This is a genomic window from Dyella japonica A8, from assembly GCF_000725385.1.
GTDB classification, from domain to species: domain Bacteria; phylum Pseudomonadota; class Gammaproteobacteria; order Xanthomonadales; family Rhodanobacteraceae; genus Dyella; species Dyella japonica_C.
The window spans coordinates 3,996,592-4,013,844 of record NZ_CP008884.1 but is presented as its reverse complement, the minus strand read 5'-3'; the positions used below and the strand labels follow the sequence as shown (position 1 = coordinate 4,013,844).

14 protein-coding genes are annotated in these 17,253 nt (G+C 63.5%); 10 read left to right on the top strand and 4 right to left on the bottom strand.

Annotation, left to right across the window (positions count from 1 at the left end; all coding sequences use genetic code 11):
* The first annotated feature begins 43 nt into the window (after positions 1–43).
* The 4 genes from HY57_RS16890 to HY57_RS16870 all read left to right on the top strand — a co-directional run bounded on the left by HY57_RS16890 (position 44) and on the right by HY57_RS16870 (position 7,957).
* A complete protein-coding gene (locus HY57_RS16890) occupies positions 44–727 on the top strand; it encodes a LuxR C-terminal-related transcriptional regulator (RefSeq protein ID WP_026034203.1) in 684 nt (227 codons plus the stop codon).
* Positions 724–2,583 (top strand): sensor histidine kinase, encoded by a 1,860-nt coding sequence (locus HY57_RS16885; RefSeq protein WP_019466877.1) that lies wholly within the window; start codon positions 724–726, stop codon positions 2,581–2,583. Before HY57_RS16890 ends, HY57_RS16885 begins: the two co-directional genes overlap by 4 nt.
* 537 nt (positions 2,584–3,120) lie before the next feature.
* On the top strand, positions 3,121–5,358 hold the full coding sequence (gene katG / locus HY57_RS16875; RefSeq protein ID WP_019466875.1) for a catalase/peroxidase HPI: 2,238 nt from the start codon (positions 3,121–3,123) through the stop codon (positions 5,356–5,358).
* A 478-nt stretch (positions 5,359–5,836) separates the two neighbouring features.
* The gene (locus tag HY57_RS16870) at positions 5,837–7,957 is read left to right on the top strand and encodes a putative bifunctional diguanylate cyclase/phosphodiesterase (RefSeq protein ID WP_019466874.1); all 2,121 of its coding nucleotides are present in this window, start codon (positions 5,837–5,839) and stop codon (positions 7,955–7,957) included.
* Between the two features lie 4 nt (positions 7,958–7,961).
* On the opposite strand, the gene HY57_RS16865 is transcribed toward HY57_RS16870, so the two are convergent.
* Together HY57_RS16865 and HY57_RS16860 are read right to left on the bottom strand one after the other, a co-directional pair.
* Positions 7,962–8,252, bottom strand: coding sequence for a DUF1330 domain-containing protein (locus tag HY57_RS16865; protein WP_019466873.1), 291 nt, complete (start codon positions 8,250–8,252; stop codon positions 7,962–7,964).
* Between the two features lie 121 nt (positions 8,253–8,373).
* Positions 8,374–8,598: a hypothetical protein gene (locus HY57_RS16860; protein ID WP_019466872.1), complete on the bottom strand. Its 225-nt coding sequence runs from the start codon at positions 8,596–8,598 to the stop codon at positions 8,374–8,376.
* A 328-nt stretch (positions 8,599–8,926) separates the two neighbouring features.
* Between HY57_RS16860 and HY57_RS16855 the strand changes: the two genes are divergently transcribed.
* On the top strand, positions 8,927–9,889 hold the full coding sequence (locus tag HY57_RS16855; RefSeq protein WP_019466871.1) for a hypothetical protein: 963 nt from the start codon (positions 8,927–8,929) through the stop codon (positions 9,887–9,889).
* A gap of 164 nt (positions 9,890–10,053) precedes the next feature.
* The gene (locus HY57_RS21715; protein ID WP_019466870.1) at positions 10,054–10,605 is read left to right on the top strand and encodes a hypothetical protein; all 552 of its coding nucleotides are present in this window, start codon (positions 10,054–10,056) and stop codon (positions 10,603–10,605) included.
* Between the two features lie 69 nt (positions 10,606–10,674).
* On the opposite strand, the gene HY57_RS16845 is transcribed toward HY57_RS21715, so the two are convergent.
* Entirely contained in the window at positions 10,675–11,625 is a 951-nt protein-coding gene (locus HY57_RS16845; RefSeq protein ID WP_019466869.1) for an alpha/beta hydrolase, read from the bottom strand.
* A 138-nt stretch (positions 11,626–11,763) separates the two neighbouring features.
* Here HY57_RS16845 and HY57_RS16840 point away from each other — a divergent pair, with 138 nt between their 5' ends.
* From HY57_RS16840 to HY57_RS16825, 4 genes are all read left to right on the top strand, one after another.
* Positions 11,764–12,798 (top strand): AraC family transcriptional regulator, encoded by a 1,035-nt coding sequence (locus tag HY57_RS16840; protein ID WP_019466868.1) that lies wholly within the window; start codon positions 11,764–11,766, stop codon positions 12,796–12,798.
* 316 nt (positions 12,799–13,114) lie between these two features.
* Complete coding sequence (locus HY57_RS16835) at positions 13,115–13,990, top strand: DUF4124 domain-containing protein (RefSeq protein ID WP_019466867.1); 876 nt, start codon at positions 13,115–13,117, stop codon at positions 13,988–13,990.
* 242 nt (positions 13,991–14,232) lie between these two features.
* The gene (locus tag HY57_RS16830; RefSeq protein WP_019466866.1) at positions 14,233–14,706 is read left to right on the top strand and encodes a nuclear transport factor 2 family protein; all 474 of its coding nucleotides are present in this window, start codon (positions 14,233–14,235) and stop codon (positions 14,704–14,706) included.
* Positions 14,707–15,049: 343 nt separating this feature from the next.
* Positions 15,050–15,910, top strand: coding sequence for a hypothetical protein (locus tag HY57_RS16825; protein ID WP_019466865.1), 861 nt, complete (start codon positions 15,050–15,052; stop codon positions 15,908–15,910).
* A gap of 99 nt (positions 15,911–16,009) precedes the next feature.
* On the opposite strand, the gene HY57_RS16820 is transcribed toward HY57_RS16825, so the two are convergent.
* Positions 16,010–17,191: a WD40/YVTN/BNR-like repeat-containing protein gene (locus HY57_RS16820; protein ID WP_019466864.1), complete on the bottom strand. Its 1,182-nt coding sequence runs from the start codon at positions 17,189–17,191 to the stop codon at positions 16,010–16,012.
* Positions 17,192–17,253: the final 62 nt, after the last annotated feature.

Here is a 17,253-nt window from a genome sequence, read left to right as displayed (position 1 = left end):
ACTCGCCGGGCCGAGGGGCAAGCGACTGCCCGAGGGGGCGGCGATGAGCATGGACACCGGCCTGGGGCCGACACTGATCGTGGAGGACGATCTGCCGACGCTGCGGCGCATCGGTGCGTTGCTCTGCACGCTGGATGTTCCGCCGGAGTGGCATACGGCCGGCAGCATCGCGCAAGCGCGCGAAGTATGTTGCGCAAGGCCGGAACTGCGCACCGTGCTGATCGATATCGGCCTGCCCGATGGCAATGGCATCGCACTGATCGCCTGGCTGCACGAACATCGGCCCGACATCACTTGCGTGGTTATTTCCGCGTGGAGGGACGAGGTCCAGGTCCTCGCCGCGCTGCGAGCCGGGGCCAGCGGCTACCTGCTGAAGGAACGCGACGACGAGGAACTGCGTGTGGCCCTGCAGAGCATGGCCCGTGGCGGCGCGCCGATCGATCCGTTCGTGGCGCGCGGCATTCTTGCGCTCATTGCGCGTTTCGACGACACGCCCACGACGCCCGCGCAACCGTCTGACCAGACCGCACGCGGCAGGATATCCCCGCGCGAGGCGGAGATCCTGCAATGGGTCGCGCGCGGTTACAGCAATCGCGAGATCGCTGACGAGACCGGGCTGTCGCGCCTGACCATCGAGAGTTACACCAAGGCGATCTATCGCAAGCTCGCCGTGCGCTCGCGCACGGCAGCCGTGTTCGAGGCAAGAGTGCGGGGGCTGCTCAGTTGAAACGGCCGGCGCTGATCGTCGTGCTTGCCTGCCTGCTGCTCATGCTGTCGGCGTGCGCACGACGGGAGGCGCCTGCGCCGTCTTCATCCCAGGCCACCACGCTCGACCAGGCCGAGGCCGTCGTGGCGGACTGGAACGCGACGTCGCCGCCAACGTCGGGCTGGACGCCGGTGCGGTTGCCCGACATCTGGACCACGCGCTGGCCAACGCACGACGGCGTGGTGTGGTACCGCTTGCGCTGGCACCAGGCACAGGCGGACGCGCCGGTCGGGCTGCTGCTGGACTATGTCTGCCTGGCCGACGCGGTCTATCTCAACGGCAGCCTGATCCATCGTGATACCAACCTGGTGGAGCCGCTTTCGCGAAGCTGGATCAAGCCGCAATATTTTCTGATCGACCGGCCCTTGCTGCATCAGGGCGAGAACGAACTGCTGGTGCGCGTGTCCGGCCTTGCCGCGTACCAGCCCGCTTTTGGCTCCGTCACGGTGGGCAGCCCGCCGGCGGTCGAGGCGCTGCAGCGGACGGGCTTGCGCTGGCGCTACGACTGCCAGCTGTTCAACCTCGCGGTGGGCGGTGTGCTGGGTAGTCTGTTCGGCATCTTCTGGCTGTTCCGCCGGCAGGACGTCGTGTACGGCTGGTATGCCTTCAGCGCGCTGGTGTTCGCCGCCTACAGCTACAACTTCATCGCTTACCGCATCTGGCCGTTCGCCACCACGGACGGCTGGCAGGCCCTCAACGCAGCGCTGTATTTTGCTTCCGCCTCGGGCTTTGTGGTGTTCCTGTTGCGTTACTGCGGCAGGCGCAAGCCGTCGTTCGAGCGCACGCTGCTGGTGCTCAACGTGGTGGCGCTGGCCTGTGCGCTGGCGTGGCCGGAGCGCGTGGGGCCGCATCGCAACGCGCTGGTCGTAGGCGGTGGCCTGCTGTACTACACGGCCATTTTCGTGTTCATCGTGCATGCCGCGCGCACGCGGCGCACCGACCAGCGCATGCTGGCCGCCTGTCTGCTGATCCCGGTGCTGACCTCGGGACATGACTTCCTGTTGTTCTTCGGGGTGATCCGGGGCGACACCTATCTGCTCGCGCTCACGTCACCGCTGACCTTGATCGGCATGAGTTCGGTGCTGGCGCACCGCTTCGCCGCCGCGGTCAGGCGGGTGGAGAACTTCAACGTGGAGCTGCGCCTTGAGGTCGAGGTGGCCACCCGCGACCTGTCCAGCACGCTGGCGCGCGAACACGCGCTGGCGCTGACCAACACGCGCATCGGCGAGCGGCTCAACCTGGTGCGCGACCTGCACGACGGTTTCGGCGGCAGCCTGCTCAGCACCATTGCGACGCTGGAACAGTCGCCGCCCACGCCGGAAACGGCACGCATCGTCGCCACGCTCAAGGAGCTGCGCGACGATCTGCGCCTGATCATCGACACCACCACGCAGGAGCAGAGCGCGGACCTGGCCGGGCTGGTGGCACCGCTGCGGCATCGCTGGAGCCAGCGCATGGACGTGGCGGGCGTGGCCAGCCACTGGCGGCTGGAAGGCGTCGAACAGCTCCACCTGGGGCCCGCGCGCAGCCTCGACGTGCTGCGCTTCCTGCAGGAGGCGCTGACCAACGTGCTCAAGCACAGTGGTGCGAGCAAGGTAGAACTGGTGATGCGCCGCGATCCGGTCAGCCTGCGGGCCGAGGTGCGCGACGATGGCTGCGGTTTCGATACGGCGGCCCATGCGCAAGGCATGGGCCTGGCCAGCCTGCGTGCCCGCGCCCAGCGGCTGGGCGCCATGCTGGAATTGCGCAGCGCCGTGGGCGAGGGCACGACGGTATCGCTGGAGGTGCCGCTGCACGAGAGCCCGCCGGTGGCATGACGGGTTGTACCCGATCCCATCCGTATCCGTACCCGAATGGGGAAGTCTGCGGCGGATCAGCCTGCGTAAGATCCGCGCACTGGAACCATGCGAGGGACAAGCACCGCGGACGTCGCGGTGGCCGCGGACGCACCACGCCACCTTCACCCCACTTGCCGTATTAGTTCCGCTTTGTCGAACGCGCGTGTTCGTGTCGTGAAGCTCTTGCAAAAAGAGCGCTGCGCCGCGAACAGGATGAGGGACCGACGCCACTGAAGCCATAGGTTCGCCCTATCGCTGGCATTGCAAAAATCAAATTCTCTTGACGATGGCCCTTGCGTAAATTCCATGGACGAGAGGTTTGTCGACGCGAGCCATACGGGTCCCATGCACGCCGCGACATTGACCATCGAAACCGCCTCATGCATGACCGGTGGCCCCTCGGGGGACGCCCGGATGCGGCTGCCTGAAAAAGGCCCGGCCGCACTGTCGACGTACCAGGGAAACCGCACGCCATCGTCGTACCCGTAGTGGATCAGTCTCCCAAGGAGAAAGCGCATGTCCAACGAAGCCAAATGCCCGTTCCCCCACGCCGCAGGCAGCGGCACCACCAACCAGGACTGGTGGCCCAAGCAGCTGCGGGTGGATCTGCTCGCCCAGCACTCCAGCAAGTCCAATCCGCTGGACCAGAGTTTCAATTACGTCAAGGCCTTCAAGAGCCTCGATTACGCCGCGCTGAAAAAAGACCTCGCCGCGCTCATGACCGATTCGCAGGAGTGGTGGCCCGCCGACTTCGGCCATTACGGTGGCCTGTTCATCCGCATGGCCTGGCATAGCGCCGGCACGTATCGCATCGGCGACGGGCGTGGCGGCGGCGGGCGTGGCCAGCAGCGCTTCGCGCCGCTCAACAGCTGGCCCGACAACGTCAGCCTCGACAAGGCGCGCCGCCTGTTGTGGCCGATCAAGCAGAAATACGGCCAGAAGATCTCCTGGGCCGACCTGATGATCCTCGCCGGCAACGTCGCGCTGGAAACCATGGGCTTCAAGACCTTCGGTTTCGCCGGTGGCCGCGAAGACACCTGGGAACCCGACCAGGACGTTTACTGGGGCAACGAGAAAACCTGGCTGGGCGGCGACATCCGCTATGGCAAGGGCACCCCGGGTCATGAGAAGGAAGGCGTGGTCGTCGCCGAAAAGGAACTGCACGGCAGTGAGCACGCCCGCCACCTGTCCAACCCGTTGGCCGCGGTGCAGATGGGCCTGATCTACGTGAATCCGGAAGGCCCGGACGGCAAACCCGACCCGCTTGCCGCCGCCAAGGACATCCGCGACACCTTCGGCCGCATGGCGATGAGTGACGAGGAAACCGTGGCGCTGATTGCCGGTGGCCACACCTTCGGCAAGACGCACGGCGCCGGCCCCGCCGACCACGTCGGTCCCGAGCCCGAGGCCGCCGGCATCGAACTGCAAGGCCTGGGCTGGAAGAGCAGCTTCGGCACCGGCCGCGGTTCGGACGCCATCACCAGCGGCCTGGAAGTGACCTGGACCAGCACGCCGACCCAGTGGGGCATGGGCTTCTTCCAGAACCTGTTCAATAACGAGTGGGAGCTGACCAAGAGCCCGGCCGGGGCCAACCAGTGGGTGGCCAAGGGTGGCGAGGCGACCGTGCCGCATGCCTTCGACCCGAAGAAGAAGCAGCTGCCGACCATGCTTACCACGGACCTGTCGCTGCGTTTTGATCCGGGCTTCGAAAAGATCTCGCGCGACTTCCTGGCCCATCCGGACAAGTTCGCTGACGCCTTCGCCCGCGCCTGGTACAAGCTGACGCATCGCGATATGGGGCCGCTTTCCCGTTACCTGGGTCCGGAAGTGCCAAAGGAGACCTTTGCCTGGCAGGATCCGATTCCGGCCGTCGATCATGCACTGGTCGATGACAAAGACGTCGCCGCGCTTAAGCAGAAGATCCTCGCCTCCGGTTTGTCCGTGTCGCAGCTGGTGAAGACCGCCTGGGCGTCGGCCTCCACCTTCCGTGGTGGCGACAAGCGTGGCGGCGCCAACGGTGCGCGCATCCGTCTTGCGCCGCAGAAGGACTGGAAGGCCAACGAGCCGGAGGAACTGGCCAAGGTGCTGAAGGTGCTCGAAGGCGTGCAGGCTGACTTCAACACGTCGGCGGGCGGCGGCAAGAAAATCTCGCTGGCCGATCTGATCGTGCTGGCCGGTGGTGCAGGCATCGAGCAGGCCGCGAAAAACGCCGGCCAGAACGTCACCGTGCCGTTCTCGCCCGGCCGCATGGATGCCACGCAGCAGCAGACCGACGTGGAGTCGGTGGGCATGCTCGAACCGGTGGCCGATGGTTTCCGCAACTTCGCCAAGGAAAAGTTCAGCGTACCCCCCGAGGTTCTGTTGATCGACAAGGCGCAGCTGCTGACGCTGACGGCACCCGAGATGACCGTGCTCATCGGCGGCCTGCGCGTGCTCGGCGCCAACCACGGCAAGGACACGCATGGCGTGTTCACCGACAAGCCGGGCACGCTGAGCAACGACTTCTTCCGCCACCTGCTCGACATGGGCACGGAGTGGAAGGCTGTGTCGCATGACACGTTCGAAGGCGTGGACCGCAAGACCGGCAAGAAAAAGTGGACCGGTACGCGCGCGGACCTGATCTTCGGTTCGCATGCCCAGTTGCGTGCGCTCAGCGAGGTGTACGCCAGCGATGACGCGAAGGAGAAGTTCACCCATGACTTTATCGCCGCGTGGGTCAAGGTGATGGATCTGGACCGCTTCGACCTGGCGTGAGCCATCGTGTGGCCCTGCCGAGAGGCGGGGCCACCGTCGCACGCGTTACTTCTGCCGTCAGGAAACGATGCCCGGCCCCAAGGGCGGGGCATGGTCATTTGGGCGATGCCTCGCCACGGGCGTGAAGGCTCCCGGATTCGAGCAAAACCCGGCGTGTCAGGCTGTCGCACCCTGCGGATGCTCAACCATTCGCACGCGCGGCCGATACAACCGAAAGGTGGCAACAGCTGCAGCGGGCCTCGCCTCCAGGCTCCGTTTCTGCATGCTTCGTTCACGGCACAGGGGATTAGCTTCACGTGGCCATGCCTGGCAACGGTGCTCGCGGTGGTTCGCGCGGGCGGCCGGGCCGGGTGCCGGACGACGGGTGTTCGCATGAGGCATGGCCCGGCATCCGCCGGCATCGGGCAGTAGCCATCTTTCGCAAACGGAGGGCGAACGAGTGCTCAAGGCGTTATCGGCACTCCTGTTGGCAGTCCTGATGGCGGCGACCGTACAGGCGACGCCGACCACGTTGCGCGTGGTCAGCGACAACAACTACCCGCCGTATCTTTTCATTGGCCCCGACCATCAGCCGCGTGGCTACCTGGTGGACGAATGGAAGCTGTGGGAAGAGAAAACCGGTATCCACGTGGAGCTGGTGCCCACCAACTGGGCCAATGCCCAGCAGATGCTGCGCGATGGCAAGGCCGACGTGATCGAGCTGATGTTCCGCACGCCCGAGCGGGAAGCCCTGTATGACTACTCCGAGCCCTACGCCAAGGTCACCGTGGGCATCTATGTCGATGCCACCATCTCCGGCATCGACGACGTGGATGGCCTGCACGGTTTCGAAGTGGGCGTGGAGCGCGGCGACGCCTGCAGCGAACACCTCAGGCAGCACGGCATCACGGCGCTCAAGCAGTACAGCGGCTATACCGAAATGATCGACGCGGTGCGCCGCCGCGACGTGCGCATCCTGTGCATGGACGATTACCCCGCAAACTATTACCTCTACAAGACCGGTCAGGGCACCGGCTTCAATCGTGCCTTTGAGTTCTATACCGGCGAATTCCATCGCGCCGTGCTCAAGGGCCATGGCGACACGCTGGCCGTGGTGGCCGAAGGCATGAAGCTCATCACCGGTGAAGAGCGCGACGCGCTGCAGCGCAAATGGATGGGGCGCCCGGTGAGCTACACGCCCTACACGCAGATCTTCGCTTACGCCCTGCTGCTCGTGGTCATCGCGGGTATGGCGCTGAGCGTGTGGGTGTTCACTCTGCGGCGCGCCGTTGAGCGACGCACCAGGGATCTTGGTTTTCTTGCCTACCACGATGCGCTGACGCGGCTGCCCAATCGTGCCTTGCTGACGGACCGCATCGACCATGCGATCAAGCAGGGGGAGGGCGCGCGGCTGGCGTTGTTCCTGATCGGGCTGGATCACTTCAAGCGCGTGAACGAAAGCGTTGGCCATGAGGTAGGCGACGAGCTGATCAAGGCGATGGCCGAGCGTCTTTCCGGCATCGAGCAGGCGCATACCGTGGCGCGCATCGGCGCGGACGCGTTCGCCGTCACCCTGCTTGGCACGCTCGACACCACCACCATCACGGCTGCCGCCGAGCGCATGCTGCGGCTGGTCGCCAAGGGTTTCGCATGGGGTGACCGAAACATTTTCGTCAGTGCCAGCATCGGCATCGGCATCTACCCCGGCGACGGTAGCGACGGCGCGTCACTGCTGCGCCATGCCGACGCGGCACTGGGGCAAGCCAAGCGGGAAGGGCGCGCGCGCTTCCGCTTCTACAGCGCTTCCCTGAGCAGCGAGGCCCAGGGCCTGCTCGATCTGGGCGAAGGCCTGCGTGCAGCGCTGCAGCGCGATGAGTTCGTGTTGCTCTACCAGCCGCAGGTGGAACTGCGCACGGGCAAGGTGGTGGGCGTGGAAGCACTGCTGCGCTGGCGGCGTGACGAAACCCACGTGGTGATGCCGGACCGCTTCATTCCCTACGCTGAGGAAACCGGCTTCATCAGTGCCATCGGCGACTGGGTGCTGCAGGAAGCCTGTCATCGCGCGGCGCATTGGCTGCGGCGCGGATGGCCGGAGCTGCGCATGGCGGTGAACCTGTCGCCACGGCAGTTCGGCAGCGCCGACCTGTACGAGCATGTGTCCGATGCCCTGGGGGCGTCCGGCCTGCCGCCGCACTTGCTCGAGCTGGAGATCACCGAGGGCAGCCTGCTGCAACACGGGACAGCGGTGTCCGCCATGCTGTCGCGGCTGCGCGATCTGGGCCTGAGTTTTGCCATCGACGATTTCGGCATGGGCTATTCGTCGCTGGCCTACCTCAACCGCTTTCCCATACAGGTGCTCAAGATCGACCGGAGCTTCATGAGCGGCTTGCCGGACGACCCCAAGGCCGTCAGCCTTGTCTCGACCATCGTGGCCATGGGACGCAACATGAACATGCGTGTGCTGGCGGAGGGCGTGGAAAAGCTCACGCAGTGGAATTTCCTGCGTGACGTGGGCTGCGATTGCGCGCAAGGCTGGTATATCGGCCCGCCCATGACGGCCGCGGAATTCGAGGAGTGGATGGCGCTGGGCCCGTCTTTTCCGCCAGGCGATGGTCGATGAGCGCTCAGCCCGCGTCGACGACGAACATGCGTGCTTCCTGCGCCGCCTCACGCTCTAGCTTGATCGGCGCGTACTCCGCCGACCGGTAGAACGCCAGCGCATCGGCCAGGGTCGCGAACTCGAAGATCCCGGCCATGGGCAAGGGCGCCACGTCTCCTTCCAGCACCTGGGCCACGGGCCCGAAATGGAGGATACGTCCCCCGGCTGCCTGCAGCGCCGCCTGAAAGCGTGGCGCCAGTGCCGCTTGCCTGGCCGGATCTTTGATACGCAGATTGACGTGGACGTAGGCCGTCATGGCGAAGTTCTCTGGCTAAGGAAAAAAGGACGTCAGAAAAGAGGCAGAGGGCTCTTCCAGGGCTGGAAAAGCCCTCTGCCACTTTTTCTCGCTTCGTCAGGGCCGACCTTTACGCCGGCAATCAGTGCCCATCATTCGAGCCGTTGTTGCAGCTCGAATAGTTGGTGTTGGCCAGGGTCTGCGTGTGCGAGCCAGCCACATTCATGGCAGGCACGGTGATGCAACGCACACGTCGCACATCGGCGGTATTCGTCTTTGCCTGCCCATCCGTGTGGGTTGGCTGTGCCGCGCAGGCCGCTGCCAGGAGCGAGAAAAACGCGAGTGCTGCAAACTTGCTCTGCGACATATCATGTACCCCGTAAGTCCGTTAGGGATGACACAACTTCACTGCGTCAGGCAGCTTGTGGCGCGATGATAGGTGGACCGGTCAGCGTTTGGTAGACACCCATAGGTCACGCTTTCGCCCTGTCTGCTTCCGACCCATGCAAGGCATGGCGGATCGACAGTGGCGGGCTCTACCGGTGCCCGTGACGTCGCTGGTGGAGGAGGGTGCCGTCAGGATGGAACCGTGGGCGCAGGCCATTTATCGGGAGCGTTGGCCACGCTAACCTGCGCCAGACGCACGGCCAAGCGTTGCGAAACGATCTGTTGGCGGCCAGACGACATGCATTGTCATGCTCACCATGTCCTGCAGGGGGAAAACCGTGGCGGATTTTTCGATAAGCAAAGCGATCGGCTCGGGGTTCTCCCTTGTCGTGCGGCGGCCGGTGTCGGTGTTGGCCTGGAGCGTGGCCTACCTGCTCGTCGTGGTCGTTCCCATCGCATTGACGTTTGGCTACCTGTTGTCGGAGATGCCATCGCTCTTCGCGAATCTCCGGCAGATGGACCCTCATGGGGGCATGCCTGCGGACATCTTTCGCCTGCAAAGCAGGATGATGATGGCCAACCCGCTGATGATGGTGACCGGCCTGGCGGGGCGGGCGCTTCTGGTGGGCGCCGTCTATCGCAGCATGCTGGAACCCGACAATCGCCGTTTTTTCTCCCTGCGCTTCGGCAAGCAGGAGCTTTGGCTGGCTTTGTCGCTGTTCGTCTACGGCCTGATCGTCATGTTTGCGTTGTTGGCGGTGATGCTCGGCGGGGGCGTCCTGGGCAGCCTGGCCTGGCTGATCGGTAGCTTGATCGCCGACCCGGCCGCGGCCACGCTGACCCGTGTCGTGCTCATTGGCTGCGTGGTGATGGCAGCCGCCGGCGTGTGGATCTGGGTGGCCGTTCGGCTATCCCTTGGCCCTGTCATGACATTCGCCGAGAAGGAGTTTCGCCTGCCTGAGTCCTGGGCATTGACGGAAGGCCACGCCTGGAAGCTGGCCGGCCTGGGCATCACACTCGCCGTCATCGCTTTCGTGTTCGCGTTGATCATCGAAGGCATCGTTATGGCGATCGCCTATGGGCAACTGGGTGGCCTTGACAAGGCTCATCTGCAGGCGTTCTTCCCCACGGGGCAAATGCCCCACGTCGTGCCCCTGTTGCTCACGCTGTCCCCGGCAATCGCCCTGGGCTTCGCGTTGGTGGGCCCCTTGTTCGCCATCATGGTGGCGCCATTGGCGTCTGTGTACAGGGATCTGAAGGGCAGGACATGAGCGATGACACCCTGGCGCCGTGAGGGCCGAGGGGTGACCACTGGCACCAAGTGACGAACGGCACTGTGGTGATCCGGGTGCCGTCGTGATGATCCTTCCGGTGGTGATCGCTCGACAGGATGGAGCCTTCGAGAAACCTTTTTCACCGATGCATCGGAGGGGCAATGGACGAGCGGCAGTTCTTGCGCGCGCGTAGCGTGGCGACGGCATCGGTGGCAGCCGCCGAGTGGATCTTTCTCGTCTGGCAGCACCTTCATGGTGGAGTGGCCAGCCACCACCTGCTTGCTCGCGCCGATTTGCCGGCCATTTCAAACGGGTGGGGCGGTTTGATACTTCCATGGGTGACGTGGTTCCTGATCGGCCGCGTGCATCGTCGCGTTACGTCGCCAGCGGGCATGTCGATGCGATATGCCGTAGCCGGCTTCATCAGTGCGTTGTGTTTCGGTGCGCTGCTGTCGATCTTCTTCACGCTTGGCAACGATCAGGTCACCGGCCTGATGTTTGAATCGCTATTCCTGATCGCGCTGGTGGCCCCCATCTATCGCGCTGAATACCTGTTGGGCTTCGTGCTGGGCATGGCCTATACCTTTGGTGGCGTCCTGCCGAGCATCATCGGCTCGGTGATGGCGCTCATCACGCTGGTGATCCATCGCTATATCCGGGCAGGGCTGTTGCGCGTCGGCGGGATGTTCATCAGGGTGGTGAAGAGGGCCTGATGCCGTCGTTGCCGTGAAGCGTCCGCCTTCGGCCCACAGTGGACGCTTCAGTCATGCGATGGCGATGCCTCACCGCTCTGCCTGCATCACGTCGCCAAGAAAGGCGCGAATGGCCGAGACCATCTGGTCCAGTCCCGGGAGCTCGATGGGATAGTGCCCCGCGTTGTCCAGCATCGTCCTGCGGACCGGCACACGGTGGATGCGGCGGAGGAACCGTTCGCTCAGGTGCAGTGGCGTCCAATGATCCTGCGCGGGTTGTGTCAGCAGGATGGGGCACACGTCGAAGTCTTCGGGTTCGATGACAGGTGTGTAGTTCATGTAGCTGGCAAGAAAACGGGTGGTGACCCAGTTGCCGGCGGAGGTCTTGTCCGCCATGCACGCCTTCAACGCCGCCTTGTCATTGACCAGGGCGTGCATCTTGCTTGCCAGGGACATCGGCAGCCGCATGCCAGCCAGCGGGGTTTTGGCGGAGAGTGTCAGCAGGGGGCCGCCAACGCGGCTCATGAACATGTTGAGGGCTGTTTCGTCGCGCACCTGTTGCAGGCGTTGGTCAAGGAAGGTCATGCCGACGATACCCTTGACCTTACGGTTCAGCGCGGCGACGTGGTAAGTCTCCATGCCGCCCGCACTCAGTCCATAGAGCACGATGGGGCGTGAGTCTCTGGCTAGCTCGGCGTCGATCAGGTCACTGCCGGCCTGGACCCAGTCGTCATAGCGTATCGGCGCGCCGGCAGCCACTTCGGTGAGGCCGTAACCCGGCATGTCGATGGCGATGGTTTCGAAGCCGTGCCGGGCGAGCGGGGCGCCGAGGATGGTCGACATCTGCCGGCCATTGGTGCCGACGCCATGGAACAGGATGACCTTCAGCGGCGCCTCGGGGTTGCGGTAGCAGTCGAGGTGGATGCGGTGCTGTCGCCATGACCACCATTCCTCCTGCGGTTCGTCGCCGGGCTGGAGCTGATACGCCTGTGGCAGGAATGACTGGATCTGCCGCCACGCCACTTGGTCTGTGTAGTTCATGGAAACCTCCGTAACAGCCGCTGTCGATGCACGCAGCCTATCCAGCGCCGGGGCGCGGACGGAGAGTGGCTTGGGCCAGACGCTTTATGTTTTGGGCCATGTTTATAATGACTCCGGCATCGGCAGGGTCGCCCGCGCATGAACTTCTGGAACTTCACCCGTAGTCCCGCCAGTGTCCGCCTGCTGCTGGATTTCGGACGTAGCCGGGGCTTCACTACGGCCCAATTGCTGGCCGGCACGCAGCTGACCCTGGCGCAGATCGAGAACGCACAGGTCAGTCTTAGCCCTGGCCAGGAACTGGCCGTCATAGCCAACCTGCTGCGCATGGTTCCCGACTGTTCCGGCCTTGGCTTGCAGTTGGGCCTGGGTTATCAGCTGTCGGCCTACGGTGTGCTGGGCCTGGGCATGATGAGCAGCGCTACGGCCTTCGACGCCCTGCGCCTGGTGCAGCGCTTTCTGCCGTTGACCTATAGCTACGTTGCCATCACGCACCGCCGCGATGGCGATCTGGACAAGCTGTGGTTCGAGCCTCCCGCAAGCATGGATGCCGCGATGCAGGGCTTTGTCGCCGAGCGTGCCATGGGGGCCACGGTACGCGTGCTGTGCGATATCAGCGGCGTCAGCGCTCCACTGACAGCGATGCAGCTGCGCGGCCGCCCCGCGCCCACGTCAATCCATGGCGAGCTGGCCGAGGCGCTCGGATGTGTGCCGCGTTGGCGCGCGGCGGAAAACCTGGTTGCCATTCCACGTGCGCTGACGCAGCGAGCGCTGCCGCAGGCCAATGTCACCACGGCGGCCATGTGCGAGCGCATGTGCGAAGAGCTGGTGGAGCAGCGCAGGACGCAACTCGATACGCCGACGCTCGTTCGCGAGTATCTGGCAGCCACGCCCGATGCCTGCACCCCGAAACTGGCGGACGTCGCCGCCTTTCTGTGCACCAGCGAGCGTAGTCTCAAGCGGTGGTTCCACGACGACGGCACGTCGTTCCGCGAGTTGCTCGAAGAGAGCCGGCGCACCAAGGCGGATCGGCTGCTGGGCAATCCGCATCACTCCCTTACCGAGGTTGCCGAGCGCCTGGGCTTCAGCGATCTGTCTTCCTTTTCCCAGGCCTACAAGCGCTGGACCGGCCAGGCGCCCAGCCTTTCACCAGCTCGAGGCAAGTTGTCTCCGTGAGGCCCGGGGCTTTGGGTGAATCGCCACGTCGGGCCTGGGGTGCTCGTTCACGTTCGAAGAAACCTCTCCTCCGGGGCACACCCTCCCGCGACAGGCCATACCGCAGTCGCCTCGTGGCGAGCAGCCTTGTCGCCCAGATCTCTCATAGCCCAACCCGGTCACACGACTCCGCTGCCTGAAACCCGCGTGACGGGAAATAGGCCGAATTGCCGCTGTTAGCCGACAGCCCCATGTCAGTCATGGGCAGGTATGCGCCGCTAGCATCAGGGGTGTTCACGCCAGTGAAGTGGGTCCGCAGAACTCGGGGGAGTGGGAGATGCGCTGGTATCCCTTTTTCGCTTTGTGCCTGTTCGCCGCCACCGCCCACGGGCAATCGGTTTTCGAATGCAAGCAGAAGGATGGGGCCACCTCGTACCAGGACACACCTTGTCCCGGTAAGCCCAACGACCCACCCGCCGTGACGTTTGCCAAGCCAGCGGCTGGCGCGCTCACTGAGCAGCAGCGGCGGCAGGCCATGGCCTTGATCGATCATTTCCTCGATATCGGGCAGTTCGCTCCTGCGGTGGATATCGCCCAGAAAAATGGGCTCGAGTCGTATCTCCAGCAGCGCATGTCCGTCCGCACGCATCAGCACCCGGCAGGCTTAGCGCAAGGTGCGGGCGCCATTTCGTCACCCCTCCGGGGGAGCGACCATCAGCCGGGAACACCCACGCCTTCATCGCAACCTTCGCCGGTGGCATGCCTCGACAAGACCAGGCTCACCAACAGGATGAGCCCGGTTGAGCTGTGGAGGAGCATTGGGAGCTGCATTTCGTCTGGACGATATGACGACGGGATATTCATGTTTGCGCTGGCGGGATCGTATGGCGCATTCGACCGGCAACGAGTCGTCGATGTATCGGCACACCAGGCAAGCCAGCTGCTACCGATGGTGACCTACGCCTCACTCCCAGCGGATAAAGTCTCGGCGTTCCAGTCGCTTGCGTCGAAGACACTCGAGGATATGCCAAAGCGCCTCGTCTACTGCAAGGAGGTCGCTCGCATGGGGCCTCCCGAATACTTCCCGGGCTACATGGTTCAACATGGCCTCGGCCCCTTTACGGGGGCCCATATGGCTCAACCGCTCGTGGTCCCCTTTGATGCCAAGGCCGCGTGGGCCAGGGCGGTGAAGCAATATCTTCTATGTCCATGAAAGGCCGCGCGTGGGGGCGTTGAGGTGATGTTCGCTTTCGATCCACAACGGACTCTGCAAGCCCGATCTGTGTCGTGATCTTTTGTGAAAGGCATCGATGCGCTTTATCAACCCGATCCGGATGCGTCAGGTGAACAGGGACGACCTTCTGCCTCGCATGCTCAGGAACGAGCATGCTCCCCATCGTCTGATGGGACTGTTCTTTCGGTACGTTTCAGCGCTTCTTTCACTTGGAGGGGAACATGAAAATTGCCGCATGTCTGATGGCTTCCATGGCCATGGCGTTGATCGTTCGCCCCGTCATGGCGGGCGACAATGACGACATCAAATCCACTTTCGAACACTTCGTGTCCGCACAGAATTCCCACGACCTGAGCTCGGTACGTAACCTGCTTCTGGATTCCCCGGACTTTCTATGGATCACGCGTGGCACGTCCATATGGGGCCGGGAAGCAGCATTGAAGCGATTCGACTCCCTCTACAAGGGAACCTGGAAGCTCACGCCCGACATGGCAAATCTGAAAGTGATTTCCCTATCCAGCACCTCCGCGCAAATTTTTGTTCCGATCACCTTCAACATCGGCGCCACGGGCCAACCCGCGCCCGACATGCCTTTCCTTATGAACCAGACGCTGGTCAAGACATCGACGGGTTGGCGCATCGCCAGCATTCTGCCCATCGCTATGCCTGCCGCGAATCCCGCGCCACCGAAATAGGCACAGATCGAACGATGGGTTCGGGCTGACGCCGCTTCGCGGTATTGGCCTTGGGCTTCGGGCAGGGGCGGGGTAACGAGTCAGGGGGCTTCATAACGTTCGGCGAGGTATCGGTTAATGTCCGCTTTCGACCCGAAGCGGACATCGAAGGGTCAGTCGGTCTTATCAGTCAAAAGGAGGTGACGGATGAATCTAGCGACACGACGGATTGAAGGCCCTCGGTCCGTACCGTTCAAGCGCTGTGGGAACTCGCGGTCTGGGAGCTCCCGAGCGGCGCTATGGCCTCTTGTAGAGGCACGCTCTAAGCTAGCCTCAGCGCCAGAGGGGGCGTACAGGGGGGCATATGAAGAAGCTCGTGATGGGCATGCTGGGCGTAGGCATCGGTCTATGGTCGTCGGGGAGTTGCGCGGAAGACCTTCGTCAGCAGATGGTCGCCAGTACACTGGTGACCGGCACCGTCCTGGTGAGCCCCGATGGAAAGGTGCACAGCTTTAAGGTCGATCAAGCAGAAAAGCTTCCAGCAGCTGCACGCGACCTGCTCAACAGGAACATCCCCACCTGGACATTTGAGCGAAACGTTGCGCTGCCTGTGGACATCACTGAGCGCATGACAATTCGCCTCATGGCGAAAGCCGTCGATGCCCACCACGATGCCATCAGCATTGTTTCCGCGTCCTTCGACGACGACTTCAGGGCTGCCGATGAGACCGTGGTTCCTGCCACGCGCACTGAGCCAAAGTATCCGGGTGAGGCCGTCACCGGGAACGTCAACGGCACCGTTTACACCTTGATCTATGTCGGCCGCGATGGTCGGACTCAAAAGGCGCTCGCGGAACAGGTAAACCTGCGCACGGCCGTTCCCAAGAAGTATCAGGATCAGTTCCGGAAGGACCTCGCAAACGCGGCTACCAGCGCTTTGTCGTCATGGACATGGAGAGTGCCAACCTCCGGCCGACAGGCAGCGGCGCCGGGTTGGTGGGTCCGCATACCGGTTGTCTTCACCCTCAGCATCAAGGGAAAGCTTGAGATCAAAGACCCTGAATATGGCGACTGGGATGTCTATATCCCTGGCCCGCGCCTTCAGCTGACCTTGGATAGTGCAGATCAGGCTTTGCAGGCGCAGGGATCTGATGCAATCGCGAACGGAACTATCCATCTTGCCGACCCTTCCGTGAAACTCACGACGTCGCTTGGCGGAAGTTAAAGCTGGCACCAGAACATCCTATGAAATCGACCGAGTGCCTAGGATGAGTGTAGTGTCCGCTTCCGACCCAAAGCGGACATCCCGCCCCGCGAATCAACATCACGGCTTGTCGACCTTCACGGTCGCCGTGGACGAGGACGCGGCGGGTAGTGCCTCGCTGGTGTACTCGTAGACGTCCGAGCCGATGGCGTAGGCGGTGAAGTGCTGGCCGTCGGGCAGCACGCGGATCTTGTTGACCACGCGCCCCATCTCCACGTGTTCCCAGTGTTTGCCGCCATCCTTCGTTTCGAAACCGCCCTTGGTGGTGCCGACCCAGCCGAGATCGGCATTGGCGAAGCCCACGCCGAACTCGTTGACTTCCTTGTCGTCCACCAGTGGCAGCTCGCTCCACGTCTTGCCGCCGTCGGTGGTCTTCGCCACCCAGCGCTGGGTTGATCGGGCGTCCGTGTCGTAGCTCTGGATGGTGGCGTAACCCACGCGTCGCGTCGGGAAGGAGCCTTTCCAGATCAGTTCGGACGGCCGTTTGGATTCATACGCCCGGGTCCAGTGGGCACCCCCGTCGTGCGTGGTGATGATGACCGCATGCGACTTCGACAAGTCCGCATCGGATCCGCCGTAGATCACGCCGTTCATGGCATCGAAGAATTTGACGTCCACGATCATGGCGATCCACGGCGTCATGTCGGTGTTGGTCCAGGTCTTTCCGCCATCTAGCGAGTTGAGCAGGCGGGCAGGGCCGTTCACGCGCCCGGCCGCGTGGATCACCGTGGCGGCACTGTCGTGCGCGGCGCCGTCGGGATGGAGAATGTCGATGCCGCACACGCCCTGCATCGCCGGGCCGGGTACGCGGGTCACGGTTTGCCAGTGGTCGCCTCCGTCGGTGGTCTCGTACAGCGGCGTGCTATCGGTAACGCCCGGGTAGTAACCCGTGCCGATGTTTCCTGCGTAGCCGTGCCTGGCGTCGACCATGCCGATGGAGCGGAAATAGGTGCCCGGCTGCTTCAGGACGTTCTGCCAGCTATGGCCGCCATCCATGCTTCGCCATATGTTTCCCTTGCCGTTGACGTAGAAGGCGACATCGCGATTCACGACATAGATGTCGTCCTGCTTTCCCTTGTACGGCTCTGTTGGAAGCTTCTGCCAATGACTTCCCGCCTGCGGCGTCAGCGGGGCGTCGCTGGCGAACGCCATGCCCTGCGAGCAGACCAGCGCCCATGTCATGAGTGACAGTGTCTTGCGGATGGAAGCGGGCAGTCGGGACAAACGCATGTCGTTGGGCATGTCAGTGGGCCTGGCAAGAAGTGCAACGCGTGATAAGGATGAGCAAGCGCGGCAGCATCGGG

What these genes read in the sequence shown, in the direction of transcription:
- HY57_RS16890 (WP_026034203.1), top strand. Translation starts at nt 44, where the DNA reads ATGAGCATGGACACCGGCCTGGGGCCGACACTGATCGTGGAGGACGAT.
- katG (WP_019466875.1), top strand. Translation starts at nt 3,121, where the DNA reads ATGTCCAACGAAGCCAAATGCCCGTTCCCCCACGCCGCAGGCAGCGGC.
- HY57_RS16870 (WP_019466874.1), top strand. Translation starts at nt 5,837, where the DNA reads ATGGCGGCGACCGTACAGGCGACGCCGACCACGTTGCGCGTGGTCAGC.
- HY57_RS16865 (WP_019466873.1), bottom strand. Translation starts at nt 8,252, where the DNA reads ATGACGGCCTACGTCCACGTCAATCTGCGTATCAAAGATCCGGCCAGG.
- HY57_RS16860 (WP_019466872.1), bottom strand. Translation starts at nt 8,598, where the DNA reads ATGTCGCAGAGCAAGTTTGCAGCACTCGCGTTTTTCTCGCTCCTGGCA.
- HY57_RS16855 (WP_019466871.1), top strand. Translation starts at nt 8,927, where the DNA reads ATGCTCACCATGTCCTGCAGGGGGAAAACCGTGGCGGATTTTTCGATA.
- HY57_RS21715 (WP_019466870.1), top strand. Translation starts at nt 10,054, where the DNA reads ATGGACGAGCGGCAGTTCTTGCGCGCGCGTAGCGTGGCGACGGCATCG.
- HY57_RS16845 (WP_019466869.1), bottom strand. Translation starts at nt 11,625, where the DNA reads ATGAACTACACAGACCAAGTGGCGTGGCGGCAGATCCAGTCATTCCTG.
- HY57_RS16840 (WP_019466868.1), top strand. Translation starts at nt 11,764, where the DNA reads ATGAACTTCTGGAACTTCACCCGTAGTCCCGCCAGTGTCCGCCTGCTG.
- HY57_RS16835 (WP_019466867.1), top strand. Translation starts at nt 13,115, where the DNA reads ATGCGCTGGTATCCCTTTTTCGCTTTGTGCCTGTTCGCCGCCACCGCC.
- HY57_RS16830 (WP_019466866.1), top strand. Translation starts at nt 14,233, where the DNA reads ATGAAAATTGCCGCATGTCTGATGGCTTCCATGGCCATGGCGTTGATC.
- HY57_RS16825 (WP_019466865.1), top strand. Translation starts at nt 15,050, where the DNA reads ATGAAGAAGCTCGTGATGGGCATGCTGGGCGTAGGCATCGGTCTATGG.
- HY57_RS16820 (WP_019466864.1), bottom strand. Translation starts at nt 17,191, where the DNA reads ATGCCCAACGACATGCGTTTGTCCCGACTGCCCGCTTCCATCCGCAAG.